Here is a 25,635-nt window from a genome sequence, read left to right as displayed (position 1 = left end):
GGACTCAGGCCGAGATTTGTAACAAAGGAAACGAACTGCACTAATTTTCACCGTAGCAGATGATTTTTGCGCCTTGTCGCTGCTGCGTGTGGTTGGTAAAGTAAGCGGATTTTGTTTTCCGCCCCAGCTTTCAGGATTATCCCTTAGTATGTTGAAAAAATTTCGTGGCATGTTTTCCAATGACCTGTCCATTGACCTGGGTACCGCGAATACCCTCATTTATGTAAAAGGACAAGGCATCGTATTGAATGAGCCTTCCGTTGTGGCCATTCGTCAGGATCGTGCCGGTTCGCCGAAAAGCGTGGCTGCAGTCGGTCATGATGCGAAGCAGATGCTGGGCCGTACGCCGGGCAATATCGCTGCGATCCGTCCGATGAAAGATGGCGTTATCGCTGACTTCTTTGTGACCGAAAAAATGCTCCAGCACTTTATTAAACAAGTGCATAGCAACAGCTTTATGCGCCCAAGCCCGCGCGTACTGGTATGCGTGCCGGTCGGCGCGACGCAGGTAGAACGCCGCGCGATTCGTGAATCCGCTCAGGGCGCAGGCGCCCGTGAAGTCTTTTTGATCGAAGAGCCGATGGCGGCCGCGATCGGCGCAGGTCTGCCAGTTTCTGAAGCAACCGGTTCAATGGTTGTGGATATCGGTGGTGGTACCACTGAAGTTGCCGTGATCTCCCTGAACGGCGTGGTTTACTCTTCTTCTGTCCGTATTGGTGGTGACCGCTTCGACGAAGCCATCATTAATTACGTTCGTCGTAACTACGGTTCTCTGATCGGTGAAGCTACCGCAGAACGTATTAAACACGAAATCGGTTCCGCTTATCCGGGCGACGAAGTCCGTGAGATCGAAGTGCGTGGCCGTAACCTGGCGGAAGGCGTTCCACGCGGCTTTACCCTGAACTCAAACGAGATTCTGGAAGCGTTGCAGGAACCGTTGACCGGTATCGTCAGCGCGGTAATGGTAGCGCTGGAACAGTGTCCGCCGGAGCTGGCGTCAGACATCTCCGAGCGCGGTATGGTGCTCACCGGCGGCGGCGCGCTGCTGCGTAACCTTGACCGTCTGTTAATGGAAGAGACGGGCATTCCTGTCGTGGTTGCTGAAGATCCGCTGACCTGTGTGGCGCGCGGCGGCGGCAAGGCGCTGGAAATGATCGATATGCACGGCGGCGACCTGTTCAGCGAAGAGTAGTTGGATACGGGCAGGATTATCCCTGGATTGTCCTGCCTCTCCGACGCGAGAATACGCATAGCCTATGAAGCCAATTTTTAGCCGTGGCCCGTCGCTACAGATTCGCCTTATTCTGGCGGTGCTGGTGGCGCTCGGCGTTATCATTGCCGACAGCCGCCTGGGGACGTTCAGTCAAATCCGAACGTACATGGACACTGCCGTCAGTCCTTTCTATTTTATTTCAAACGGCCCTCGTGAACTGCTCGACAGCGTGTCACAAACGCTGGCTTCTCGCGACCAGCTTGAGCTGGAAAACCGGGCGCTGCGCCAGGAATTACTGCTAAAAAACAGCGATCTGCTGATGCTGGGGCAGTACAAACAGGAGAACGCGCGGTTGCGCGAGCTGCTGGGGTCGCCGCTGCGTCAGGACGAGCAGAAAATGGTGACGCAGGTTATTTCAACGGTTAACGATCCTTACAGCGATCAGGTCGTTATCGATAAAGGCAGCGTTAATGGCGTATATGAAGGTCAACCGGTCATTAGCGACAAAGGTGTCGTAGGGCAGGTTGTCGCCGTGGCGAAACTGACCAGCCGCGTACTGCTGATTTGCGATGCGACTCATGCGCTGCCGATTCAGGTACTGCGCAATGACATCCGCGTGATTGCCGCCGGTAACGGCTGTACTGACGATCTTCAGCTTGAACATCTGCCCGCCAATACCGATATTCGCGTCGGCGATGTGCTGGTAACGTCCGGACTTGGTGGACGTTTCCCGGAAGGGTATCCGGTGGCGGTGGTCTCCTCCGTCAAGCTGGACACTCAGCGCGCCTATACCGTCATTCAGGCACGTCCAACCGCGGGTTTGCAGCGTTTACGCTATCTGCTGCTGTTGTGGGGAGCCGATCGTAACGGCGCCAATCCGATGACGCCGGAAGAGGTTCACCGCGTCGCCAATGAGCGCCTGATGCAGATGATGCCGCAGGTGTTGCCTTCTCCGGATGCGATGGGGCCGCCGGCGCCAGTGCCGGACCCGGCGACGGGGATTACTCAGCCATCTGCGGGCCAGACGGCGCCGGTATCAACGCAACCATCGCCTTCGGGCGCGACCACGCCGCCTGCGCGTGCGCCGGGAGGGTAATGGTGGCGAGCTATCGTAGCCAGGGGCGCTGGGTTATCTGGCTCTCGTTTCTTATTGCGCTGTTGCTGCAAATCATGCCCTGGCCGGACGACATCATTGTTTTCCGGCCAAACTGGGTTTTGCTCATCTTACTGTACTGGATTCTGGCCCTGCCGCACCGCGTAAATGTGGGGACGGGATTTGTGATGGGTGCCATACTTGATCTCATCAGCGGTTCCACACTTGGCGTGCGCGCTCTGTCGATGAGTATTGTCGCCTATCTGGTCGCTCTGAAATTCCAGCTCTTCCGTAACCTGGCGCTCTGGCAGCAGGCGCTGGTGGTAATGTTGCTTTCACTGGCCGTGGACATTATTGTTTTCTGGGCCGAGTTTTTAGTGATCAACGTCTCTTTCAGACCGGAAGTGTTCTGGAGTAGTGTAGTCAATGGCGTGCTGTGGCCCTGGCTCTTTTTGCTGATGCGTAAAGTACGCCAGCAGTTTGCTGTGCAATAAAGGTCGATATGACAACTCTGTATCTTGCTTCCGGTTCCCCGCGTCGCCAGGAATTATTGACTCAACTTGGATTTTCATTCGAGCAGGTCGTGCCTGGTATTGAAGAGCAACGGCGTGCTCAGGAAAGCGCGCAGCAGTATGTTGTTCGGCTGGCGCGCGAAAAGGCGCAGGCTGGCGTGGCGCTGGTTCCCCGTGATCTGCCGGTTTTGGGCGCGGATACGATAGTCGTGTTAAATGGCGAGGTGCTGGAAAAGCCGCGCGACGCCGCTCATGCCGCAGAAATGCTGCGTTTGCTTTCCGGAAATACGCATCAGGTGATGACTGCTGTTGCGCTTGCGGACTCGCAGCAGACGCTGGATTGTCTGGTGGTAACGGAGGTGACTTTCCGCACGCTTTCTGCGCAGGATATTACTGGCTATGTCGCCAGCGGCGAGCCTTTAGATAAAGCAGGTGCATACGGTATTCAGGGGCGGGGTGGCTGTTTTGTCAGGAAGATAAATGGCAGCTATCACGCCGTGGTCGGCTTACCGCTGGTTGAAACGTATGAGTTGTTGAGTCATTTTAACGCACTGCGTGATAAAAGGGATAAACATGACGGCTGAATTGTTGGTAAACGTAACGCCATCGGAAACGCGCGTGGCGTACATTGATGGCGGTATTCTTCAGGAAATCCATATTGAGCGCGAAGCGCGACGCGGAATCGTAGGCAATATCTACAAAGGTCGTGTAAGTCGTGTACTTCCAGGTATGCAGGCGGCTTTTGTAGATATTGGGCTGGATAAAGCCGCATTTCTTCATGCTTCCGACATTATGCCGCATACCGAATGCGTGGCGGGCGACGAGCAAAAACAGTTTACGGTGCGCGATATCTCCGAACTGGTGCGTCAGGGACAGGATCTGATGGTGCAGGTAGTGAAAGATCCGCTCGGCACGAAAGGCGCGCGTTTGACCACGGACATCACGTTGCCCTCCCGTTACCTTGTTTTTATGCCCGGGGCGTCACACGTTGGCGTTTCCCAGCGTATCGAAAGCGAAAGTGAACGCGAGCGCCTGAAAAAGGTGGTGGCGGAATACTGCGACGAACAGGGCGGGTTTATTATCCGTACTGCGGCGGAAGGCGTGTGTGAAGAGGATCTCGCGTCTGACGCCGCCTATCTCAAGCGCGTCTGGACGAAAGTCATGGAGCGCAAAAAGCGTCCGCAAACGCGCTACCAGATGTATGGCGAACTGGCGCTGGCGCAGCGCGTGCTGCGCGATTTCGCCGATGCGCAGTTGGACCGAATTCGCGTCGACTCACGTCTGACCTATGAGTCGCTGCTGGAGTTTACCGCAGAATACATCCCGGAAATGACCAGTAAGCTGGAGCATTACAGTGGCCATCAGCCGATCTTCGATCTTTATGACGTGGAAAATGAAATCCAGCGCGCGCTGGAGCGTAAGGTTGAACTCAAGTCCGGCGGTTATCTGATTATCGACCAAACCGAAGCGATGACGACGGTAGATATCAATACCGGCGCGTTTGTCGGACACCGTAATCTCGACGACACCATTTTTAATACCAATATTGAAGCGACTCAGGCCATTGCCCGCCAGCTACGCCTGCGTAATCTGGGCGGCATTATCATTATCGATTTTATCGACATGAATAATGAAGATCATCGCCGTCGGGTGCTGCATTCGCTGGAACAGGCGTTAAGTAAGGATCGCGTAAAAACCAGTATTAACGGTTTTTCGCCGCTGGGGCTGGTGGAAATGACCCGTAAACGGACTCGTGAAAGCGTGGAACATGTGCTTTGTAACGAGTGTCCAACCTGTCATGGCCGCGGGACGGTAAAAACGGTGGAAACCGTCTGCTATGAGATCATGCGTGAAATTGTACGTGTTCATCACGCTTATGACTCCGATCGCTTCCTGGTTTATGCTTCTCCTGCGGTGGCGGAAGCGCTGAAAGGCGAAGAATCACACGCGCTGGCGGAAGTCGAAATCTTTGTCGGCAAACAGGTTAAAGTTCAGGTCGAACCGCTTTATAACCAGGAGCAGTTTGACGTCGTAATGATGTAAAAGACCGCGACCCGTACGAGCATTTGCAGGCCGGATAAGGCGTTCACGCCGCCGTCCGGCAAAGCAAGGGTGTGAGTCGTATTTTTTGGCAGACAAGGAGAGACGCGTGAGGCGATTGCCGGGGATTTTATTGCTCACTGGAGCCGCGCTCATCGTCATTGCAGCGCTGCTGGTTAGCGGGCTGCGCCTGGCGTTGCCTCATCTTGACGCCTGGCGTCCAGCTATCCTGAATAAGATTGAGTCTGTGACCGGCGTGCCGGTGGCCGCCAGCCAACTCTCCGCAAGCTGGCAAAATTTTGGCCCTACGCTGGAAGCGCATAATATTCATGCCGCCCTGAAAGATGGCGGCGAACTGTCGATAAAACGCGTTACGCTGGCGCTGGACGTCTGGCAAAGCCTGTTGCATATGCGCTGGCAGTTTCGCGACCTGACCTTCTGGCAACTCAATTTCCGCACCAACACGCCTCTTCAAAGCAGCGACGGCGAAGGCATCGAAACCAGCCGTTTAAGCGATCTTTTCCTGCGGCAGTTCGATCATTTCGATCTGCGCGATAGCCAAATCAGTTTTCTGACGCTTTCCGGACAACGCGCGGAGCTGGCGATCCCACAGCTTACCTGGCTAAACGGCAAAGAGCGACACCGCGCCGAAGGCGAGGTCAGCCTCTCCAGCCTGACCGGGCAGCACGGCGTGATGCAGGTGCGGATGGATTTACGCGATGACGACGGTTTGCTGAATAACGGCAGAGTCTGGTTACAGGCCGACGATATTGACGTCAAGCCGTGGCTGGGCAAATGGATGCAGGATAATGTGGCGCTCCAGACGGCGCGTTTCAGTCTGGAAGGCTGGATGACGCTCAGTAAAGGCGAAATCGCCGGAGGAGACGTCTGGCTGAAACAGGGCGGCGCAAGCTGGCTGGGCGATAACACGACGCACACGCTGTCTGTCGATAACCTGACGGCGCAGATTAGCCGTGAGCAGCCGGGCTGGCAGTTTTATATTCCGGACACACGGATTACGCTTGATGGTAAATCCTGGCCGAGCGGAGCCTTAACCGTGGCCTGGCTCCCGCAGCAGGACGTCGGCGGCGAGAATCACACACGTAGCGATGAGCTACGCATTCGCGCCAGTAACCTTGAACTGGCGGGGCTGGAAGCATTACGTCCGCTGGCGGCTAAACTGTCGCCTGTGCTGGGCGAAATATGGCAGGCTACGCAGCCGAGCGGAAAGATCGCCACACTGGCGCTGGATATTCCGCTACAGGCGACCGAAAAAACGCGTTTTCAGGCATCGTGGGAAAATCTTGCCTGGAAACAGTGGAAGCTGTTGCCCGGCGCGGAACATTTTTCCGGTACGCTGGCGGGAAGCGTAGAAGACGGGCAGATGAAGGTTGCGATGCAGCAGGCTAAAATGCCCTATGAAACCGTTTTTCGCGCGCCGCTGGAAATTGAAAACGGCGTCGCGACGCTTAGCTGGTTGAAGAATGAGAACGGCTTTCAGCTTGATGGCCGCGACATTGACGTCAAAGCAAAGGCGGTACATGCGCGCGGCGGGTTCCGCTATCTGCAACCGACGGGCGACGAACCGTGGCTGGGCATTCTGGCCGGCATCAGTACCGACGATGGATCTCAGGCGTGGCGCTATTTTCCGGAAAACCTGATGGGCAAAGCGCTGGTCGATTACCTTAGCGGCGCGATTCAGGGCGGCGAGGCGGATAACGCCACGTTGGTTTACGGTGGTAACCCGCACCTCTTTCCCTATAAGCATAACGAAGGTCAGTTTGAAGTGCTGGTGCCGCTGCGCAATGCGACGTTTGCTTTTCAACCCGACTGGCCGGCGCTAAAAAATCTCAACATTGAACTGGATTTCCTGAACGACGGCCTGTGGATGCGTTCGGATAGCGTCGATTTGGGCGGAGTGAAGGCCAGCAAACTCGCGGCGGCGATTCCGGATTATTCCAAAGAGAAACTGCTCATTGATGCCGATATTAACGGGCCGGGAAAAGCCGTTGGGCCTTATTTTGACGAGACGCCGCTAAAAGACTCGCTTGGCTCGACGCTGGCGGAGCTCCAATTAGATGGCGATGTGAATGCTCGCTTACATCTTGATATTCCGCTGGATGGCGAACAGGTTACCGCCGAGGGCGATGTCTCGTTGCGTAATAACAGTCTGTTTATTAAGCCGCTAAACAGCACGCTCAAAAATCTGAACGGTAAATTCAGCTTTGTGAATGGCGCGCTAAAAAGCGGGCCGCTGACGGCAAACTGGTTTAATCAGCCGCTTAACCTGGATTTCAGTACGACGGAAGGGGCAAAAGCCTATCAGGTCGCCGTCAACCTGAACGGTAACTGGCAGCCAACGCGTATGGGCGTCTTACCGCCGCAACTGAATGACGCCCTGAGCGGCAGCGTGACGTGGAATGGTAAAGTCGGCATCGATCTTCCGTATCACGCTGACACCACTTATCACATCGAGCTGAACGGCGATCTGAGAAATGTGAGCAGTCACTTACCTTCTCCGCTAAATAAACCCGCAGGCGAAGCCATTCCGGTGAACATTCAGGCTGACGGCAACCTGAAAAGTTTTGCGCTAACGGGGAGCGCAGGGAGTAAAAATCACTTTAACAGCCGCTGGTTATTAAATCAGAAGCTGACGTTGGATCGGGCTATCTGGACGACGGACAGCCGGACGATTCCGCCATTACCTGCTCAACAAGGCGTTGAGCTCAATCTGCCGGCGCTGGATGGCGCCCAGTGGCTGGCGTTATTCCAGAAAGGCGCGGCGGATAACGTGAGCAGTTCGGCCGAGTTTCCTCAACGCATCACGTTGCGTACTCCCGCGCTATCGCTGGGCGGCCAGCAGTGGAACAATTTGAGCGTCGTTTCAGCCCCCTCGCTGAACGGAACAAAAATTGAAGCGCAGGGCCGTGAGGTGAACGCCACGCTGCTCATGCGCAACCATGCGCCGTGGCTGGCGAACATTAAGTACCTGTACTACAACCCTGGCGTCTCAAAAACGCACGCCTCGTCACCCACGCCGACATCGCCGTTGGCTTCGGCGAACACGATTAGCTTCCGCGGCTGGCCGGACTTACAGCTTCGCTGCGAAGAGTGCTGGCTGTGGGGGCAAAAATATGGGCGTATTGATGGCGATTTCGCCATCAAAGGCAATACGCTGACTCTGGCGAATGGCCTGATCGATACCGGATTCGCCCGTTTGAAAGCGAACGGCGAGTGGGTGAATGCGCCGGGTAATGAACGAACCTCGCTGAAAGGTAGTCTGCATGGTAGTAACCTCGACACGGCTGCCGGGTTCTTCGGCATCTCGACGCCAATCCAGAACGCATCTTTTAACGTAGATTACGATCTGCACTGGCGAAACCCGCCCTGGCAACCTGAGGAAGCCACGCTCAACGGGATTTTACGCACGCGTCTGGGTAAAGGTGAGTTTACTGATCTCAGTAGCGGTCATGCCGGACAGTTACTGCGGCTGCTCAGTTTTGATGCGTTGCTGCGTAAGCTGCGGTTTGACTTCAGAGATACCTTTAGCGAGGGCTTCTATTTCGACTCTATTCATAGTACCGCGTGGATTAAAGATGGCGTCCTGCATACTGACGATACGCTGGTGGATGGGCTGGAAGCGGATATTGCAATGAAAGGTTCTGTTGATCTGGTGCGTCGTCGTCTTGATATGGAGGCCGTTGTCGCGCCGGAAATTTCCGCCACCGTGGGCGTCGCTGCCGCGTTTGCCGTTAACCCGATTGTCGGCGCGGCGGTATTTGCCGCCAGTAAAGTGTTGGGGCCGCTATGGAGCAAGGTCTCCATTCTGCGTTATCGCATTACCGGTCCGGTCGATGCGCCGCAGATCAACGAAGTTCTGCGCCAACCGAGAAAAGAAAGCCAGCAATGATTTGACGGGGGCGAGGAATTGCCCCACTCTCAGTAAATAGTCATGCCGGACGGCGCTGCGTTTATCCGGTTTGTACAATCTAACAACGTAGTCCGGATAAGGCGTGAACCGCCATCCGGCAGAAATCAACGAGTAGCAAAAACGATGAGTCTGAACCTGGTAAGTGAACAATTGCTAGCAGCGAATGGCCTGAACCATCAGGATCTGTTCGCTATTTTGGGCCAACTGGCCGAACGCCGCCTTGATTATGGCGACCTCTATTTTCAGTCGAGCTATCACGAATCCTGGGTTTTAGAAGACCGCATCATTAAAGATGGTTCATATAATATCGACCAGGGCGTTGGCGTTCGCGCCATTAGCGGCGAAAAAACTGGTTTTGCTTATGCTGACCAGATAAGCCTCCTGGCGCTGGAGCAGAGTGCGCAGGCAGCGCGAACCATTGTACGCGAGAACGGCGAAGGCAAGGTAAAAACGCTCGCCGCCGTAGCGCATCAGCCGCTCTACACCACCCTTGATCCGCTGCAAAGTATGAGCCGCGAAGAGAAGCTGGATATCCTCAGACGCGTTGATAAAGCGGCGCGAGAAGCCGATAAACGCGTGCAGGAAGTTAACGCCAGCCTGACCGGCGTATATGAATTAATCCTCGTGGCGGCGACCGACGGGACGCTGGCGGCGGATGTCCGTCCACTGGTGCGGTTGTCCGTTAGCGTGCAGGTGGAAGAAGACGGTAAACGCGAGCGCGGCGCCAGCGGCGGCGGCGGTCGCTTTGGTTATGAGTATTTTCTTGCCGATCTCGACGGCGAGGTTCGCGCCGACGCGTGGGCGAAAGAAGCGGTACGCATGGCGCTGGTTAATCTCTCCGCGGTCGCTGCGCCAGCGGGGACGTTACCGGTGGTTCTGGGCGCCGGGTGGCCGGGCGTATTGCTGCACGAAGCGGTCGGGCACGGGCTGGAAGGTGATTTCAACCGTCGTGGGACGTCTGTGTTTAGCGGTCAGATCGGCGAGCAGGTTGCCTCCGCGCTTTGCACCGTAGTGGATGACGGCACAATGATGAACCGTCGTGGCTCCGTTGCTATCGATGATGAAGGTACGCCAGGCCAGTACAACGTATTGATTGAAAATGGCGTGCTGAAAGGATACATGCAGGACAAGCTGAACGCGCGCCTGATGGGCGCTGCGCCGACCGGTAACGGGCGTCGCGAATCTTACGCGCATCTGCCAATGCCGCGTATGACGAATACCTATATGTTGGCGGGGCAGTCAACGCCGCAGGAAATTATCGAATCCGTTGAATACGGCATCTATGCGCCTAACTTTGGCGGTGGTCAGGTGGATATCACCTCCGGCAAGTTTGTGTTCTCTACCTCGGAAGCGTATCTGATTGAAAACGGCAAAGTCACGACGCCGGTGAAGGGCGCGACGTTGATTGGATCAGGCATTGAAACGATGCAACAGATCTCCATGGTCGGCAACGACCTTAAGCTGGATAACGGGGTGGGGGTTTGCGGTAAAGAGGGTCAAAGTCTGCCGGTAGGCGTAGGCCAGCCGACGCTGAAAGTCGATAACCTGACGGTTGGCGGCACCGCATAACTGTCCGCCTTATCAGGCCTGTGGTGTGTGCCGCCCAGGCCTGATAAGCGCAGCGCCATCAGGCAATGTCTGCGTCGGGTGGCATCTGGCTACAATCGTCTTCAGCAATTACCCGGTGTTTTTATTTTTCTTTCCCTCGCCCGTGCATCCCCTGAAACAGGTGTGCGACATCGACAAAATAGTCAGTTAACGCGTTAATCACTACCTGCACTTTAAGCGGCAGCTTATCCTTTTCGGTGTACAGCGCGTACACCGGACGGGGATCGGACTGATAGCGAGGCAGCAGGATCTCCAGATCGCCACGATTGATCTCATCGATCACCCACATCAGCGGCACATAGGCGATTCCGGTTCCGGCGGTCAGCCAGCGTACCAGCGTCATCGGATCGTTAGTGACGAACCGCCCCTGTGGAATCAGTCGGGTAGAAATTCCTTCCGGCGCGATAAGTTCAAACTCATTATCCGGGCGCACGCTATATTCCAGCCAGGAATGGCTACTGAGATCGGCGGGTTTTTCCGGGACGCCGTACTGAGCGAGGTAGGGCTTGGCGGCGCACACAACCATCGGCATCGCGCCAAGTCGACGGGAAAACAGGCTGGAGTCTTGCAGCGCGCCCACGCGGATCACCACGTCCAGCCCGTCGGCAATTAAATCCGGAGCCGGAATTCCTGTCACCAGATTGACCGCCAGACCGGGATACTCTTTTAATAATTTTGCGGTAAGCCCGGCCAGCACATTTTGCGCCATGGTTGAAGAACAGCCGATACGCAATGTACCGATAGGCGTGTTATTAAAAGCGTAAAGCTGCTCATGAACATCCTGCACTTCATGCAGCATACGACGACAGCCCTGATAATAGATTTTTCCAGCCTCGGTGAGCCCAATGCTGCGTGTGCTGCGGTTGAGCAATTTAACCTGAAGCTCATCTTCCAGTTTCGCCACAGTCTGGCTGATGGACGATACGCTCATTTGCAGCTGTCTGGCTGCGGCGGTAAAAGAGCCAAACTCGACAACTTTGGCGAATACCGACATTCGTTTTAATCGTTCCATTATTCACTCTGGCTTAAAAGTGATTTAGATCACATAATATAGATAACAGCATAACAATTACGTTAATATACTATTATTCGAATAAGAGCTATGTCGCTCTCGCCTGGCGTCTCTTGCCCTTCTCTGCGGCGATGTAGCTTAACAATCTATCGCCTGCTCTCTCTCAGAAATCAAGGTCAACATGAGTCTGTTTCCCGTTATCGTGGTGTTTGGTCTTTCCTTCCCACCGATATTTTTCGAATTGCTTTTGTCACTGGCTATTTTTTGGCTGGTGCGTCGGATGCTTGTGCCGACGGGTATCTATGATTTTGTCTGGCATCCGGCTTTGTTCAATACCGCGCTGTATTGTTGTCTGTTTTATTTAATATCGCGCCTGTTCGTTTGAGGTTGAAGTGAAAACACTAACAAGAAAACTCTCCCGTACGGCCATTACCCTCGTACTGGTTATTCTGGCCTTTATCGCCATTTTCCGCGCCTGGGTGTATTACACCGAATCTCCCTGGACGCGCGACGCGCGTTTTAGCGCCGATGTCGTCGCTATTGCCCCGGATGTCGCGGGCCTGATTACCCATGTAAACGTGCATGATAACCAACTGGTGAAAAAGGATCAGGTCCTGTTTACCATCGATCAGCCACGCTATCAAAAAGCGCTGGCGGAAGCGGAAGCTGATGTAGCCTATTATCAGGTCCTGGCGCAGGAAAAACGCCAGGAAGCCAGTCGCCGTAATCGCCTCGGCGTACAGGCGATGTCCCGGGAAGAGATCGATCAGGCGAACAATGTCTTGCAGACTGTACTGCATCAACTGGCTAAAGCCCAGGCGACGCGCGATCTGGCTAAACTCGATCTGGAACGCACCGTCATTCGCGCGCCTGCCGACGGCTGGGTGACTAACCTCAATGTTTATGCCGGTGAATTTATTACCCGCGGTTCCACAGCCGTCGCCCTGGTGAAAAAGAACTCTTTTTACGTGCAGGCCTATATGGAAGAGACCAAGCTGGAAGGCGTGCGTCCGGGATATCGTGCCGAAATCACGCCGCTTGGCAGCAACCGGGTATTAAAAGGTACCGTCGATAGCGTGGCGGCAGGGGTAACGAATGCCAGCAGTACCAGCGATGCGAAAGGGATGGCGACGATAGACTCTAACCTCGAATGGGTGCGTCTGGCCCAGCGTGTTCCGGTGCGCATCCGGCTTGACGAGCAGCAGGGAAATTTGTGGCCTGCCGGTACGACGGCAACCGTCGTGATCACCGGTAAGCAGGATCGTGACGCAAGCCAGGACTCCTTCTTCCGTAAAATGGCGCACCGGCTGCGCGAATTCGGTTAATCGTCATGGGCATTTTCTCCATTGCCAACCAGCACATTCGTTTTGCGGTAAAGCTGGCGTGCGCCATTGTGCTGGCATTATTTATCGGCTTCCATTTTCAACTGGAGACGCCGCGTTGGGCGGTGCTGACCGCCGCGATCGTGGCGGCAGGCCCGGCATTTGCCGCCGGCGGGGAACCCTATTCCGGCGCTATCCGTTATCGCGGAATGTTGCGTATTATCGGGACGTTTATTGGCTGTATCGCCGCGCTTATCATTATTATCTCTATGATCCGCGCGCCGCTATTGATGATTCTGGTGTGCTGTGTCTGGGCCGGTTTTTGTACCTGGATCTCCTCTTTAGTACGGATCGAAAACTCTTATGCGTGGGGACTGTCAGGTTATACTGCGCTGATCATTGTGATTACCATTCAGACGGAGCCGCTGCTCACGCCGCAATTTGCGCTTGAGCGCTGTAGCGAAATCGTCATCGGCATTGGCTGCGCTATTTTAGCGGATCTGCTTTTCTCGCCGCGATCGATAAAGCAGGAGGTTGATCGCGAACTGGACAGTTTACTGGTAGCGCAATATCAGCTAATGCAACTTTGTATTAGGCATGGCGACAGCGAAGAAGTCGACAACGCCTGGGGCGATCTGGTGCGACGCACGGCGGCGCTGGAGGGGATGCGAAGTAATCTGAATATGGAATCTTCGCGCTGGGTACGCGCTAACCGCCGCCTGAAAGCGTTGAATACGCTTTCGCTCACGCTGATTACGCAATCCTGTGAAACTTATCTTATTCAAAACACGCGGCCGGAACTGATTACCGATACATTCCGGGAACTGTTCGAGACGCCGGTTGAAACGGTACAGGATGTCCACAGGCAGTTAAAACGGATGCGGCGTGTCATTGTCTGGACCGGCGAGCGCGAAACGCCCGTCACGCTTTATAGCTGGGTAGGCGCTGCGACGCGCTATCTGCTGCTTAAACGCGGTGTGATCAGTAACACCAAAATCAGCGCGACGGAAGAAGAGATCCTGCAAGGCGAGCCCGTAGTTAAAGTGGAATCCGCTGAACGTCACCATGCGATGGTGAACTTCTGGCGCACCACGCTTTCCTGCATACTGGGGACATTATTCTGGCTATGGACCGGCTGGACATCGGGTAATGGCGCGATGGTGATGATTGCCGTGGTGACCTCGCTGGCGATGCGTTTACCCAATCCGCGCATGGTCTGCATTGATTTTATTTATGGCACTCTGGCGGCGTTGCCGCTGGGATTGCTCTATTTCCTGGTGATTATTCCCAATACGCAGCAAAGTATGCTGTTGTTATGTTTGAGCCTGGCGGTATTGGGGTTCTTTATCGGCATTGAGGTCCAGAAACGGCGTCTGGGGTCGATGGGGGCGCTGGCCAGTACGATTAACATTATTGTGTTGGATAATCCGATGACGTTCCATTTCAGCCAGTTCCTCGACAGCGCGTTGGGGCAAATTGTCGGCTGTATGCTGGCGTTTATCGTCATCCTGCTGGTGCGTGATAAATCCAAAGATCGAACCGGTCGCGTGCTGCTTAATCAGTTTGTTTCCGCTGCGGTCTCGGCAATGACGACCAACGTGGTACGTCGTAAAGAAAACCGTCTGCCTGCGTTATATCAGCAACTCTTTTTGCTGATGAATAAATTCCCTGGCGATTTGCCGAAGTTTCGCCTGGCGCTAACGATGATCATTGCTCATCAACGTCTGCGCGACGCGCCGATACCGGTTAATGAAGATCTGTCAGTGTTCCACCGTCAGCTTCGTCGTACCGCAGACCATGTTATTTCCGCCGGAAGCGATGATAAACGGCGACGCTACTTTGGTCAGTTGCTGGATGAGCTGGATATCTATCAGGAGAAATTACGTATCTGGGAGGCGCCGCCGCAGGTGACGGAACCGGTTAAACGCCTGACGGGCATGTTACATAAATACCAGAACGCGCTTACCGATAGCTAACCCACAAGAACCGATGCCAAAAGCGTCGGTTTTTTTATGACTATACTTATTTGAGATACAAAAACAGCGCAAGAGTGCTCCGGGGCTAAAAGCGTTTCTGGAAGTGAAACCTCTGCATAATGATGCTTAGTAGTAAAACAGACAATTGTCTGTCGGGGATGGTGGCTGGCTATGAATGTCTATACTTTTGATTTTAATGATATTAAAAACCAAAGCGATTTTTATCGCGAGTTTACGCAGACGTTTGGTCTTGCCAGTGAGAAAGTAAGCGATCTTGATACATTATGGGATGCGGTAATGAGCGATATCTTACCCCTACCGCTAGAGATTGAGTTCGTTCACCTGCCTGATAAACTGCGCAGGCGCTACGGGGCGCTGATTTTACTCTTTGATGAAGCGGAAGAAGAGCTGGAGGGGCGGCTACGGTTTAATGTCCGGCATTGAAAAAGCATAAAAAAGCCCCCGACAGGCGGGGGCAAGTCGTCGGGTTAGACGACGAGGGTTTACTTATACAACTCGGCGGTGGCGTGCCAGTTATCACCTTCTTTTAATTCGATGATGCGATAGCTATTAGCGCCTGCTTTTTCGGCTTTAGCGACGATCTCCTGGCGCATATCCATTGGCGTACTGCCAATCTGCGAGACGGAAATGGTGCCCATCGGTTGCAGATTCTGCGCCTGTTCCGCGTTGACCTGGTGTACTGCGGCATTTGCGCCGAAAGAGAGCAGAGTGGCCAGGCCGAGTGATGCGATAATGTATTTCGTTTTCATGGTCTTTTATTCCTTTATAGGGTCAACCTCGCGGATTAATGGGCTTTTCTTATGCGATATCTCCGCGAAGTAACGACACGTTATATGCGATGGCAGGTGAATTTTATTTGTACAGTTCGGCAGTGGCGTGCCAGTTGCTGCCGCTACGCGCTTCGGTAATGTGGTAGGCCGTAGCGCCTTGTTCATCCGCTTTTTTGCTCAGCATGGCGTTCATATCCATAGGCGATGAGCCGATAGCGCTGACTGAAACCGATCCGATTGCTTCACGGTTTTGCGCTTGCTCTGCGCTGATAGGTTCTGCGGCGAAAGCGCCAAAAGAGAGAACGGACAGAATACTTAATGTTGCAACAGTGGTTTTGATTTTCATGATTTTTACCTCGTCGAATTCCTTTACTGGGGTCTTTGTTTCGTGACCCTCATCACAAAATTAAGTATACACTAATCACGCGATTAATTAATACCACGCTAATTGTTTCTGCTTTTTAAAGACATTAAAAATTTTATTTTTTATAACGTTATGGAATTAAAATTGCTGTTTTTCGCCGCTGTCATTTAAAAAATGAAATAAAATCAATGTCTTAATAAATTTGGCATTTTGTGCGTTTTTTTGATTTGTCATTCATGTGGTGAATGTTTAAGGGCATGATTTGCCAAATGATAGCCGTACAGGAAAGCGGCGAGGGGAGAGGACAAAAAGGTGCCTCCGCCGTACGACGACGGAGGAAGTGGGACTAGAGCTCTTGTTCAAAAAGTTCCAGAATGGCTTCGTACAGATCTCTTACGGAAAAGCCGCTGGCAGGCGTAGTGAAGATAGTATCGTCGCCGGCAATCGTGCCGAGAATACCTTCTGCTTTCCCCAGTGAATCCAGCAGGCGCGCAATGAGTTGTGCCGCGCCGGGGCTGGTATGAATCACCACGACAGCGTCGTTATAGTCGATATCCAGCACCAGATTTTTCAACGGACTGGATGTTGTTGGGACGCCCAGTTCAGCCGGAAGACAGTACACCATTTCCATTTTTGCGTTACGTGTACGCACTGCGCCGAACTTAGTCAACATGCGCGAGACCTTGGACTGATTGATATTTTCAAAGCCCTGATCCTGCAACGCGAGGACGATTTCGCCCTGTGAGCTGAATTTTTCTTCTTTGAGGAGCGCTTTAAACGCTCTTACTAGTTCTTCTTGTTTAGCCGAGCTTCGCATAAGTCACCCGTAATATGGCGGTAGAAACAACATTATTGTGCATACAGATGAATTTTTATGCAAACAGTCTGCCTTGTTTAAGGCTGAAATAATGTTATGAAAGAGCGGAATTTTATCAAATTTCGTTATCAAGAAACATGCCTGTGTCACGCCTCGCAAATAAGATTAAAAGTAAATTAATTGTTATCAAAATGATGTTGTTTTGAGAGGATAGTAGGGTATATTGTCACCACCTGTAGGAACGTTGCTCTCTGGTTGCAGCCGATCCGGATTACGCAAATTAAATGCATAAAAGCCAAAATTGCGCGACTCCGCATTCTTGATGAGTGAGGATTGTAATCATTGAATTTGTGAATTAAGGTCGCCGCCGCGGAGCAATAGACACTTAGCTAATCATATAATAAGGAGTTTAGGATGAAAGTCGCAGTCCTCGGCGCTGCTGGTGGTATCGGTCAGGCGCTGGCATTACTTTTAAAAAACCAACTGCCTTCAGGTTCAGAACTCTCCCTGTACGACATCGCTCCAGTGACTCCCGGTGTGGCCGTTGATTTGAGCCACATCCCCACCGCTGTAAAAATCAAAGGTTTCTCCGGTGAAGACGCAACCCCGGCGCTTGAAGGCGCTGACGTAGTACTGATTTCTGCGGGTGTGGCGCGTAAGCCGGGTATGGACCGTTCCGACCTGTTTAACGTTAACGCCGGCATCGTGAAAAACCTGGTGCAGCAGATCGCTAAAACCTGTCCGAAAGCGTGCGTGGGCATTATCACCAACCCGGTGAACACCACCGTTGCGATTGCGGCGGAAGTGCTGAAAAAAGCAGGCGTATACGACAAAAACAAACTGTTTGGCGTCACCACGCTGGATATCATCCGCTCTAATACCTTTGTTGCAGAGCTGAAAGGTAAGCTGCCAACGGAAGTTGAAGTCCCGGTGATTGGCGGGCACTCCGGCGTGACGATTCTGCCGCTGCTGTCGCAGATTCCAGGCGTAAGTTTTACCGAACAAGAAGCGGCCGAGCTGACTAAACGTATTCAGAACGCCGGTACTGAAGTCGTCGAGGCGAAAGCCGGCGGCGGATCGGCAACCCTCTCTATGGGTCAGGCTGCCGCACGTTTCGGTCTTTCTCTGGTTCGCGCTCTGCAGGGCGAAAAAGGCGTGGTGGAATGCGCCTATGTGGAAGGCGACGGTCAGTATGCCCGTTTCTTCTCTCAGCCGCTGCTGCTGGGTAAAAACGGTGTAGAAGAGCGTAAATCCATCGGCACACTGAGCGCTTTCGAGCAACATTCGCTGGACGCTATGCTGGATACGCTGAAAAAAGATATTCAGTTGGGTGAAGATTTTATTAATAAATAAGCTGTTCCTGCCCGATGCCGGGGCTTTTGCTCCGGCTTCTTTGACTGTAAACAAGCCACGAAATCAAGTACTAAATCTGCTAAACTCCTCACGTCTTATCGGTTATTAACGAGAACGTCGTGAAAAAGATCCAAAGAACGCAAACCCGCGATCACATTACGCAAATGCTTCGCTATGAAATTCTTTCCGGCAATATAAAAGCGGGAGAAGAACTCGCGCAGGAAAGTATTGCGGAGCAGCTTGGTCTTTCACGAATGCCGGTTCGAGAAGCGCTACAGTCACTCGAACAGGAAGGTTTTTTAATCCGACTGCCCAACAGGCACATGCAGGTCGCGCATCTTGAGGCCGATCGCGTGAGTCATATTTTTCGCGTAATTGCCGCGATGGCCGCCGAAATGTTTTCGCTGATACCCAGCGAAGTAGGCGATGCCCTTCTGATACGTGCGCAAGCGCTGGCTGTCGCAGAAGACAAATCCTGCGAACTGGAGTGTCATGCGATGCTGATTTCTTATGTGAATAACCGCTATCTGGAAAAGGTGTATCAGCAGTTCCTGGACGGCTATGTTTCTTATGTTATTTTGCATCTGAAAAAAGATAATCAGGAGTCGGCGCAGCTTTTCGCTGAACTGGCTGACGTCATACGCCAGGGGCGGCGTGATGAGATTGGGCAAGTTATGCAGCGTTATTTCCTCTCTTTAGCAGAAATAATGCGTCAACATATGAAGGATTGGGAAAGTGCAGAAGCCTAAATTAGGGAAGATTAAGCTTCTTTCAGCGAAAGAACAGGTCGCGGCGGTGCTGCGTAAAGCGATTCTTTCGAGAGAGTTAGTGGAAGGGCAGGAGATTACGTTAGAAGGCATTGCCGGAATGGTCGGCGTGTCCAGTATGCCAGTGCGCGAGGCGTTTCAGATTCTGGCGGCGGATGGGCTGATAAAAGTGCGCCCTAATAAAGGGGCGGTGGTGTTGGGCATCAATGAACAAACGATCCGTGAACACTATGAAATTCGCGCGCTGTTAGAAAGTGAGGCGGTGGCTAAAGCTTCTCGTCCCGGCACCGATATCTCGCGGATAGCCCAGGTGCATTATGCCGCTGAAAAGGCTCTCGCGGAAAATAACTCGGCGGAATACTCCGACCTGAATCAGGCATTTCATATGGAAATCTGGAATGTTGCTGGCAACGAAAAAATGAAAATGTTGCTCTGTAATATGTGGAACGGCCTTTCGATGGGCCATAAGGTCACCGAAGAAGAGTATGCCGTGATTTCCATTCAGGAACATAAAAGTATTCTGCAAGCTCTTGAACTTCATGATGAAACATTGGCACGCCAGCGCATGCGCGAACACATTATTCGCTCGATGGAGAATATGCTGACCCGCTATGTTGGTGACCCTTCTGCCTGATCTTTTCGCCTGCGTGAGCATCGCAGGCGCTTCAACCAATTCTTCAATTCTATTAATCACGTCCAGTAACGATCTAACCACGATCTTGATGTAGATCCCACTCCTGCATCTTTCCTGAGAAACGATTTGACTTAGTTTTTGTATGGGAATAATTTCTCCCTGTCAATATTGGATACAATATCATATATCATTGATTGGATAATTATAAATATGGAACCCATTACCCTTACCCTATGTTTATTGGTGTTCGCTATCGTCATGTTTGTATGGGAAAAAGTGCCGCTGGCCGTCACTTCCATGATTGTCTGCGTGGCCTTAGTTATCACCGGCGTTCTGAATATCAAACAGGCCTTTGCTGGCTTTATCGACACTAACGTCATCCTCTTTGTCGCGATGTTCATCGTAGGCGGTGCGTTGTTCGAGACCGGTATGGCAAACAAAGTGGGCGGCGTCATCACGCGCTTCGCGAAAACAGAAAAACAGCTGATCTTCACCATTATGGTGGTGGTGGGGTTGATGTCTGGCGTCCTCTCTAACACCGGTACCGCTGCGGTTTTGATTCCGGTGGTGATCGGCGTGGCGGCAAAATCGGGCTTCTCGCGTTCTCGTCTACTGATGCCGCTGGTTTTCGCCGCTGCGTTGGGCGGTAACCTGTCGTTAATTGGCGCGCCGGGAAATCTTATCGCGCAGTCTGCGCTACAGAATATTGGCGGCGGCTTTGGCTTTTTTGAATACGCAAAAATCGGTCTCCCGATGCTCATCTGCGGCATTCTCTACTTCCTGACTATTGGCTATCGCTTTCTGCCGAATAATGCGACCGGCGGTGAGGTGGGGAGCGTCGGGGAGCAACGTGACTACAGCCATGTTCCACAGTGGAAACAACGGCTCTCACTCGTGGTGTTGATCGCAACGATCCTCGGCATGATCTTTGAGAAGAAGATCGGTGTCAGCCTGGCCGTGACCGGTTGTATTGGCGCTCTTGTGCTGGTCGTAAGCGGCGTACTCACGGAAAAACAGGCCTATAAAGCCATTGATTCACAGACTATTTTTATCTTTGGCGGCACCCTGGCGCTGGCAAAAGCGCTGGAAATGACCGGGGCAGGCAAGCTGGTTGCGGACTATGTAATCGGCATGCTGGGGCAAAACTCCTCACCGTTCATGTTGCTGATCGCCGTTTTCGCCTTATCCGTTGTGATGACCAACTTTATGTCCAATACCGCAACGACAGCGCTGTTGGTGCCGGTGAGTTTGTCCATTGCCGCAGGTATGGGGGCCGACCCACGTGCGGTTCTGATGGCGACGGTCATTGGCGGTTCCTGCGCCTACGCAACCCCTATCGGTATGCCTGCCAACATGATGGTGCTCTCCGCGGGTGGCTATAAATTTGTCGACTACGCTAAGGCCGGTATCCCCCTGATTATCGTTTCAACCATTGTCAGCTTGATCCTGCTGCCAATCCTTTTCCCTTTTCATCCGTAATTAACGGAAGCTGTTCTGACTAAGGAGCATTTATGAGCAAAAGTGAACAGATATCCCATATGACCGACGTTATGGCCAAGTTTGTGGGATATACCGGCAAAGTTTTGCCTGATGATGTCACTGCAAAACTGGAAGATTTGCATAAGAAAGAGACCAGTAAACTGGCCGACGTCATCTTTACTACCATGATTGAGAACCAGCGTCTGGCGAAAGAGCTGGATCGTCCTTCCTGCCAGGACACCGGTGTCATTCAGTTTCTGGTGGAGTGCGGGACGAACTTTCCGCTGATTGGCGAGCTGGAAGCGTTGTTGCGTGAGGCGGTGATCAAAGCAACTGTAGATTCTCCGCTGCGCCACAACAGCGTAGAAACTTTTGATGAATACAACACCGGTAAAAACGTGGGTAAAGGCACGCCGACGGTCTTCTGGGAGATCGTTCCCAATTCCGATCAGTGCAGCATTTATACCTATATGGCAGGCGGTGGTTGTTCTCTGCCGGGGAAAGCGATGGTGCTGATGCCGGGTGCAGGCTATGAAGGTGTGACCCGCTTTGTACTGGATGTGATGACCAGCTACGGCCTCAACGCTTGTCCGCCGCTGCTGGTTGGCGTGGGCGTAGCGACCTCTGTTGAAACGGCGGCACTGCTATCGAAAAAAGCGCTGATGCGTCCGATCGGTTCGCATAACGAGAATGAGCGTGCAGCCTCGCTGGAAAAAATGCTGGAAGACGGCATTAACAAAATTGGCCTGGGGCCGCAGGGGATGTCCGGTAATACCTCCGTTATGGGCGTGAACATTGAAAACACCGCGCGTCATCCTTCTACCATCGGCGTGGCGGTAAACGTCGGCTGCTGGTCGCACCGTAAAGGGCATATCGTTTTCGATAAAGATTTGAATTACACCATTACGTCTCACAGCGGAGTGAATTTCTGATGACTAAAAAAATCCTGACTACGCCAATTAAAGATGAAGATTTAGCGGATATTAAGGCTGGCGATATTATTTATCTCAACGGTCATATTGTTACCTGCCGTGACGTAGCCCATCGCCGTTTAATTGAAGGTGGTCGCGAACTTCCGGTAGATGTTCGCGGCGGCGCTATTTTACACGCTGGCCCAATTGTCCGCCCAATTAAAGGCGAAGACGATAAGTTTGAAATGGTCTCCGTTGGACCAACCACCAGCATGCGTATGGAGAAATTCGAAAAAGAATTTATTGCGCAGACCGGCGTGAAATTAATTGTGGGTAAAGGCGGTATGGGTAAAGGTACCGAAGAGGGCTGTGCTGAACACAAAGCGCTGCACTGCGTATTCCCTGCCGGTTGTGCGGTTGTAGCCGCCGTGTGCGTGGAAGAAATTGAAGATGCCCAATGGCGCGATCTGGGGATGCCGGAAACGCTGTGGGTCTGCCGGGTTAAAGAGTTTGGCCCGCTGATTGTTTCTATTGATACCCATGGGAATAATCTGTTTGAACAGAACAAAATTATTTTTAATCAGCGTAAAGAGCTCATCGCTGATGAAATATGCCAGAACGTAAGTTTCATCAAATAAACCTGATTACGTAAATTGCACGATAATGGTGGCAATACGTTATGACGATAATAATAACCAAGGGCTCTGGCCGGGGGCGGCTCAGGGAAATCCACCCTTATTATTTCATCGTCATAAATAGCACCATTATCGTGCCTCCTGCCTGAAGGCTATTTTATGACTGATGCAGCTCTGCTATTAGGTGAAGGCTTCACCCTGATGTTCCTCGGCATGGGGTTCGTGCTGGCGTTTCTGTTCCTGCTGATTTTCGCCATCCGCGGTATGTCCGCCGCCGTCAACCGCTTCTTCCCCGAACCGGTCCCGGCGCCGAAGGCGGCACCTGCCGCCGCCGCGCCCGCTGACGACTTCGCCCGCTTAAAGCCGGTCATTGCCGCCGCCATTCACCATCACCGCCACCACGTTTAATTTCCCGGAGGGATCCATGACCATTGCCATTACCGATGTCGTCCTGCGCGACGCCCACCAGTCTCTGTTCGCCACCCGCCTGCGCCTTGACGATATGCTGCCGATTGCCGCTCAGCTTGACGATGTCGGCTACGGCTCGCTGGAGTGCTGGGGCGGTGCGACCTTTGACGCCTGCATCCGTTTCCTCGGCGAAGACCCGTGGGTTCGCCTGCGTGAACTCAAAAAAGCCATGCCCAAAACCCCGCTGCAGATGCTGCTGCGCGGGCAGAACCTGCTCGGTTATCGCCACTACGCCGATGACGTGGTGGAGCGTTTTGTCGAACGCGCCGTCAAAAACGGCATGGACGTGTTCCGCGTCTTCGATGCCATGAACGACCCGCGCAATATGAAAGCCGCCCTGCAGGCGGTGCGCAGCCACGGCGCACACGCCCAGGGCACGCTCTCCTACACCACCAGCCCGGCCCACACCCTGCAGACCTGGCTGGACCTGACCGAACAGCTGCTGGAAACCGGCGTTGACTCGATTGCCATCAAGGATATGTCCGGCATTCTCACGCCGATGGCGGCGTATGAGCTGGTCAGCGAAATCAAAAAACGTTTTGAGGTACGCCTGCACCTGCACTGTCACGCCACCACCGGGATGGCGGAGATGGCCCTGCTGAAGGCTATCGAGGCGGGCGTTGACGGCGTGGACACGGCGATTTCCTCCATGAGCGCCACCTACGGCCACCCGGCCACCGAGGCGCTGGTTGCCACGCTTGCCGGCACAAAATATGACACCGGGCTGGATATCCTGAAGCTGGAAAGCATCGCGGCGTACTTCCGCGAGGTGCGCAAAAAATATCACGCCTTTGAAGGCCAGCTGAAAGGCTACGACAGCCGCATTCTGGTGGCGCAGGTGCCGGGCGGAATGCTGACCAACCTCGAAAGCCAGCTGAAGCAGCAGAACGCGGCGGACAAACTCGACCAGGTGCTGGCGGAAATCCCCCGCGTGCGCGAGGACCTCGGCTTTATCCCGCTGGTGACCCCCACCTCGCAGATTGTCGGCACCCAGTCGGTGCTCAACGTCCTGACCGGCGAACGCTACAAGACCATCGCGAAGGAAACCGCCGGGATACTGAAAGGCGAATACGGCCACACTCCGGTGCCGGTTAACGCGGCGCTACAGGCGCGGGTGCTGGAAGGGGGCGCTCCGGTGACCTGCCGTCCGGCGGACCTGCTGAAGCCGGAACTGGCTGAACTGGAAGCGGACGTCAGGCGCCAGGCGCAGGAGAAGGGCATCCAGCTTGCGGGAAACGCCATCGACGACGTGCTCACCGTGGCGCTGTTCCCGCAACCCGGCCTCAAATTCCTTGAGAACCGCCACAACCCGGCGGCGTTTGAGCCGGTGCCGCAGGCGGAAGCCACGCAGCCGGTGGCAAAAGCAGAGAAGTCTGCCGCCTCCGGCGTCTATACCGTGGAAGTGGAAGGTAAGGCCTTTGTGGTGAAGGTCAGCGACGGCGGCGATATCAGCCAGCTTACTGCGGCTGTTCCGGTGGCCTCTTCCGCACCGGTTCAGGCCGCCGCCCCGGCGGGCGCAGGCACACCGGTCACCGCGCCGCTGGCGGGCAACATCTGGAAGGTGATTGCCACCGAGGGCCAGACGGTGGCCGAAGGCGACGTGCTGCTGATTCTGGAAGCCATGAAGATGGAGACCGAAATCCGCGCCGCGCAGGCCGGGACGGTACGCGGTATTGCGGTGAAGTCCGGGGACGCGGTTTCCGTCGGCGACACCCTGATGACGCTGGCGTAACGGAGAACTGAAATGGAAAGTCTGAACGCCCTGCTTCAGGGCATGGGGCTGATGCACCTTGGCGCAGGCCAGGCCATCATGCTGCTGGTCAGCCTGCTGCTGCTGTGGCTGGCGATTGCGAAAAAGTTCGAGCCGCTGCTGTTGCTGCCGATTGGCTTCGGCGGCCTGCTCTCCAACATCCCGGAAGCGGGCATGGCGCTGACCGCGCTGGAGAGCCTGCTGGCGCATCACGACGCCGGGCAGCTGGCGGTGATTGCCGCGAAGCTTAACTGCGCGCCGGACGTGCACGCCATTAAAGAGGCATTAGCGCTGGCGCTGCCGTCGGTGCAGAGCCAGATGGAGAACCTGGCGGTGGACATGGGCTACACGCCGGGGGTGCTGGCGCTGTTCTATAAAGTGGCGATTGGCTCCGGCGTCGCGCCGCTGGTCATCTTTATGGGCGTCGGCGCGATGACCGACTTCGGCCCGCTGCTGGCCAACCCGCGCACCCTGCTGCTCGGCGCGGCGGCGCAGTTCGGTATCTTCGCCACCGTGCTCGGGGCGCTGACGCTGAACTACTTCGGCCTGATTTCCTTCACCCTGCCGCAGGCGGCGGCCATCGGCATTATCGGCGGCGCGGACGGCCCGACGGCGATTTACCTGTCGGGCAAACTGGCGCCGGAGCTGCTGGGAGCCATTGCGGTAGCGGCGTACTCGTATATGGCGCTGGTGCCGTTAATCCAGCCGCCGATTATGAAGGCGCTGACCACGGAGACTGAGCGCAAAATCCGCATGGTGCAGCTGCGCACGGTGAGTAAGCGGGAAAAAATCCTCTTCCCGGTGGTGTTGCTCATGCTGGTGGCCCTGCTGCTGCCGGACGCCGCGCCGCTGCTGGGGATGTTCTGCTTTGGCAACCTGATGCGCGAAAGCGGCGTGGTGGAGCGTCTGAGCGACACGGTGCAGAACGGGCTGATTAATATCGTGACCATCTTCCTCGG

General features: G+C 54.1%; 24 protein-coding genes. 20 read left to right on the top strand and 4 right to left on the bottom strand.

Going from position 1 to position 25,635, the window contains the following annotated elements; genetic code table 11:
- The first annotated feature begins 148 nt into the window (after positions 1-148).
- The 7 genes from mreB (at position 149) to tldD (ending at position 10,358) form a co-directional block, all read left to right on the top strand.
- A complete protein-coding gene (gene mreB, locus J4614_RS21195; protein WP_000913396.1) occupies positions 149-1,192 on the top strand; it encodes a rod shape-determining protein MreB in 1,044 nt (347 codons plus the stop codon).
- A gap of 64 nt (positions 1,193-1,256) precedes the next feature.
- Positions 1,257-2,309: a rod shape-determining protein MreC gene (gene mreC, locus J4614_RS21190; RefSeq protein WP_000802538.1), complete on the top strand. Its 1,053-nt coding sequence runs from the start codon at positions 1,257-1,259 to the stop codon at positions 2,307-2,309.
- A 2-nt stretch (positions 2,310-2,311) separates the two neighbouring features.
- Positions 2,312-2,800, top strand: a complete 489-nt coding sequence (gene mreD / locus J4614_RS21185) for a rod shape-determining protein MreD (protein ID WP_000179403.1) — start codon at positions 2,312-2,314, stop codon at positions 2,798-2,800.
- Positions 2,801-2,808: 8 nt separating this feature from the next.
- On the top strand, positions 2,809-3,402 hold the full coding sequence (locus J4614_RS21180; RefSeq protein WP_000210306.1) for a nucleoside triphosphate pyrophosphatase: 594 nt from the start codon (positions 2,809-2,811) through the stop codon (positions 3,400-3,402).
- Positions 3,392-4,861, top strand: coding sequence for a ribonuclease G (gene rng / locus J4614_RS21175; RefSeq protein ID WP_000123188.1), 1,470 nt, complete (start codon positions 3,392-3,394; stop codon positions 4,859-4,861). Before J4614_RS21180 ends, rng begins: the two co-directional genes overlap by 11 nt.
- Positions 4,862-4,967: 106 nt before the next feature.
- Positions 4,968-8,768: an AsmA2 domain-containing protein YhdP gene (gene yhdP / locus J4614_RS21170; RefSeq protein WP_094888754.1), complete on the top strand. Its 3,801-nt coding sequence runs from the start codon at positions 4,968-4,970 to the stop codon at positions 8,766-8,768.
- Between the two features lie 144 nt (positions 8,769-8,912).
- Positions 8,913-10,358 carry a metalloprotease TldD gene (gene tldD / locus J4614_RS21165; RefSeq protein WP_000055936.1) on the top strand — a complete coding sequence of 482 codons (1,446 nt, stop codon included), beginning with the start codon at positions 8,913-8,915 and terminating at the stop codon, positions 10,356-10,358.
- A gap of 121 nt (positions 10,359-10,479) precedes the next feature.
- On the opposite strand, the gene aaeR is transcribed toward tldD, so the two are convergent.
- Positions 10,480-11,409, bottom strand: a complete 930-nt coding sequence (gene aaeR, locus J4614_RS21160) for an HTH-type transcriptional activator AaeR (RefSeq protein WP_000440300.1) — start codon at positions 11,407-11,409, stop codon at positions 10,480-10,482.
- 181 nt (positions 11,410-11,590) lie between these two features.
- On the opposite strand from aaeR, the gene aaeX reads away from it, so the two are divergent.
- The 4 genes from aaeX to J4614_RS21140 all read left to right on the top strand — a co-directional run bounded on the left by aaeX (position 11,591) and on the right by J4614_RS21140 (position 15,151).
- Positions 11,591-11,794: a p-hydroxybenzoic acid efflux pump operon protein AaeX gene (aaeX, locus tag J4614_RS21155; protein ID WP_000051840.1), complete on the top strand. Its 204-nt coding sequence runs from the start codon at positions 11,591-11,593 to the stop codon at positions 11,792-11,794.
- A gap of 7 nt (positions 11,795-11,801) precedes the next feature.
- Positions 11,802-12,734: a p-hydroxybenzoic acid efflux pump subunit AaeA gene (gene aaeA / locus J4614_RS21150; protein WP_023213997.1), complete on the top strand. Its 933-nt coding sequence runs from the start codon at positions 11,802-11,804 to the stop codon at positions 12,732-12,734.
- Between the two features lie 5 nt (positions 12,735-12,739).
- Entirely contained in the window at positions 12,740-14,707 is a 1,968-nt protein-coding gene (aaeB, locus tag J4614_RS21145) for a p-hydroxybenzoic acid efflux pump subunit AaeB (protein ID WP_138020036.1), read from the top strand.
- Positions 14,708-14,878: 171 nt separating this feature from the next.
- The gene (locus J4614_RS21140) at positions 14,879-15,151 is read left to right on the top strand and encodes a hypothetical protein (protein WP_001103887.1); all 273 of its coding nucleotides are present in this window, start codon (positions 14,879-14,881) and stop codon (positions 15,149-15,151) included.
- Between the two features lie 59 nt (positions 15,152-15,210).
- Here J4614_RS21140 and yhcN-B read toward each other — a convergent pair whose 3' ends face one another.
- The 3 genes from yhcN-B to argR all read right to left on the bottom strand — a co-directional run bounded on the left by yhcN-B (position 15,211) and on the right by argR (position 16,679).
- On the bottom strand, positions 15,211-15,477 hold the full coding sequence (yhcN-B, locus tag J4614_RS21135) for a DUF1471 family stress response protein YhcN-B (RefSeq protein WP_000853277.1): 267 nt from the start codon (positions 15,475-15,477) through the stop codon (positions 15,211-15,213).
- A 103-nt stretch (positions 15,478-15,580) separates the two neighbouring features.
- A complete protein-coding gene (yhcN, locus tag J4614_RS21130; protein ID WP_000695693.1) occupies positions 15,581-15,844 on the bottom strand; it encodes a peroxide/acid stress response protein YhcN in 264 nt (87 codons plus the stop codon).
- Positions 15,845-16,208: 364 nt separating this feature from the next.
- The gene (argR, locus tag J4614_RS21125) at positions 16,209-16,679 is read right to left on the bottom strand and encodes a transcriptional regulator ArgR (protein ID WP_001257852.1); all 471 of its coding nucleotides are present in this window, start codon (positions 16,677-16,679) and stop codon (positions 16,209-16,211) included.
- 414 nt (positions 16,680-17,093) lie between these two features.
- On the opposite strand from argR, the gene mdh reads away from it, so the two are divergent.
- The 9 genes from mdh to J4614_RS21080 form a co-directional block, all read left to right on the top strand.
- Positions 17,094-18,032 carry a malate dehydrogenase gene (gene mdh, locus J4614_RS21120; protein WP_000861586.1) on the top strand — a complete coding sequence of 313 codons (939 nt, stop codon included), beginning with the start codon at positions 17,094-17,096 and terminating at the stop codon, positions 18,030-18,032.
- A 119-nt stretch (positions 18,033-18,151) separates the two neighbouring features.
- Positions 18,152-18,781, top strand: coding sequence for a GntR family transcriptional regulator (locus tag J4614_RS21115; RefSeq protein ID WP_000723776.1), 630 nt, complete (start codon positions 18,152-18,154; stop codon positions 18,779-18,781).
- Complete coding sequence (locus tag J4614_RS21110) at positions 18,768-19,433, top strand: GntR family transcriptional regulator (protein ID WP_001171581.1); 666 nt, start codon at positions 18,768-18,770, stop codon at positions 19,431-19,433. Before J4614_RS21115 ends, J4614_RS21110 begins: the two co-directional genes overlap by 14 nt.
- A gap of 210 nt (positions 19,434-19,643) precedes the next feature.
- The gene (locus J4614_RS21105) at positions 19,644-20,912 is read left to right on the top strand and encodes an SLC13 family permease (RefSeq protein WP_000433390.1); all 1,269 of its coding nucleotides are present in this window, start codon (positions 19,644-19,646) and stop codon (positions 20,910-20,912) included.
- A 32-nt stretch (positions 20,913-20,944) separates the two neighbouring features.
- The gene (gene ttdA / locus J4614_RS21100; protein ID WP_000045349.1) at positions 20,945-21,844 is read left to right on the top strand and encodes a L(+)-tartrate dehydratase subunit alpha; all 900 of its coding nucleotides are present in this window, start codon (positions 20,945-20,947) and stop codon (positions 21,842-21,844) included.
- Positions 21,844-22,461 (top strand): L(+)-tartrate dehydratase subunit beta, encoded by a 618-nt coding sequence (ttdB, locus tag J4614_RS21095; protein WP_000162406.1) that lies wholly within the window; start codon positions 21,844-21,846, stop codon positions 22,459-22,461. The genes ttdA and ttdB overlap by 1 nt, the downstream gene beginning before the upstream one ends.
- A gap of 156 nt (positions 22,462-22,617) precedes the next feature.
- Positions 22,618-22,866, top strand: coding sequence for an oxaloacetate decarboxylase subunit gamma (locus tag J4614_RS21090; protein WP_076166666.1), 249 nt, complete (start codon positions 22,618-22,620; stop codon positions 22,864-22,866).
- 16 nt (positions 22,867-22,882) lie between these two features.
- Positions 22,883-24,658 (top strand): sodium-extruding oxaloacetate decarboxylase subunit alpha, encoded by a 1,776-nt coding sequence (gene oadA, locus J4614_RS21085; RefSeq protein WP_111771791.1) that lies wholly within the window; start codon positions 22,883-22,885, stop codon positions 24,656-24,658.
- Between the two features lie 12 nt (positions 24,659-24,670).
- Positions 24,671-25,635: sodium ion-translocating decarboxylase subunit beta (locus tag J4614_RS21080; protein ID WP_208293307.1), on the top strand; the 965-nt coding region annotated here is incomplete at its 3' end.

The organism is Salmonella sp. 32031103-2018-00083-FB-01-SM-01 (genome assembly GCF_017571995.1).
Lineage (GTDB): Bacteria > Pseudomonadota > Gammaproteobacteria > Enterobacterales > Enterobacteriaceae > Salmonella > Salmonella enterica.
This window is presented reverse-complemented; position numbering and strand designations above follow the sequence as displayed.

What these genes read in the sequence shown, in the direction of transcription:
- J4614_RS21090 (WP_076166666.1), top strand. Translation starts at nt 22,618, where the DNA reads ATGACTGATGCAGCTCTGCTATTAGGTGAAGGCTTCACCCTGATGTTC.
- yhcN (WP_000695693.1), bottom strand. Translation starts at nt 15,844, where the DNA reads ATGAAAATCAAAACCACTGTTGCAACATTAAGTATTCTGTCCGTTCTC.
- argR (WP_001257852.1), bottom strand. Translation starts at nt 16,679, where the DNA reads ATGCGAAGCTCGGCTAAACAAGAAGAACTAGTAAGAGCGTTTAAAGCG.
- yhcN-B (WP_000853277.1), bottom strand. Translation starts at nt 15,477, where the DNA reads ATGAAAACGAAATACATTATCGCATCACTCGGCCTGGCCACTCTGCTC.
- J4614_RS21180 (WP_000210306.1), top strand. Translation starts at nt 2,809, where the DNA reads ATGACAACTCTGTATCTTGCTTCCGGTTCCCCGCGTCGCCAGGAATTA.
- J4614_RS21140 (WP_001103887.1), top strand. Translation starts at nt 14,879, where the DNA reads ATGAATGTCTATACTTTTGATTTTAATGATATTAAAAACCAAAGCGAT.
- aaeX (WP_000051840.1), top strand. Translation starts at nt 11,591, where the DNA reads ATGAGTCTGTTTCCCGTTATCGTGGTGTTTGGTCTTTCCTTCCCACCG.
- aaeR (WP_000440300.1), bottom strand. Translation starts at nt 11,409, where the DNA reads ATGGAACGATTAAAACGAATGTCGGTATTCGCCAAAGTTGTCGAGTTT.
- ttdA (WP_000045349.1), top strand. Translation starts at nt 20,945, where the DNA reads ATGAGCAAAAGTGAACAGATATCCCATATGACCGACGTTATGGCCAAG.
- oadA (WP_111771791.1), top strand. Translation starts at nt 22,883, where the DNA reads ATGACCATTGCCATTACCGATGTCGTCCTGCGCGACGCCCACCAGTCT.
- rng (WP_000123188.1), top strand. Translation starts at nt 3,392, where the DNA reads ATGACGGCTGAATTGTTGGTAAACGTAACGCCATCGGAAACGCGCGTG.
- mdh (WP_000861586.1), top strand. Translation starts at nt 17,094, where the DNA reads ATGAAAGTCGCAGTCCTCGGCGCTGCTGGTGGTATCGGTCAGGCGCTG.
- tldD (WP_000055936.1), top strand. Translation starts at nt 8,913, where the DNA reads ATGAGTCTGAACCTGGTAAGTGAACAATTGCTAGCAGCGAATGGCCTG.
- mreB (WP_000913396.1), top strand. Translation starts at nt 149, where the DNA reads ATGTTGAAAAAATTTCGTGGCATGTTTTCCAATGACCTGTCCATTGAC.
- aaeB (WP_138020036.1), top strand. Translation starts at nt 12,740, where the DNA reads ATGGGCATTTTCTCCATTGCCAACCAGCACATTCGTTTTGCGGTAAAG.
- ttdB (WP_000162406.1), top strand. Translation starts at nt 21,844, where the DNA reads ATGACTAAAAAAATCCTGACTACGCCAATTAAAGATGAAGATTTAGCG.
- J4614_RS21105 (WP_000433390.1), top strand. Translation starts at nt 19,644, where the DNA reads ATGGAACCCATTACCCTTACCCTATGTTTATTGGTGTTCGCTATCGTC.
- mreC (WP_000802538.1), top strand. Translation starts at nt 1,257, where the DNA reads ATGAAGCCAATTTTTAGCCGTGGCCCGTCGCTACAGATTCGCCTTATT.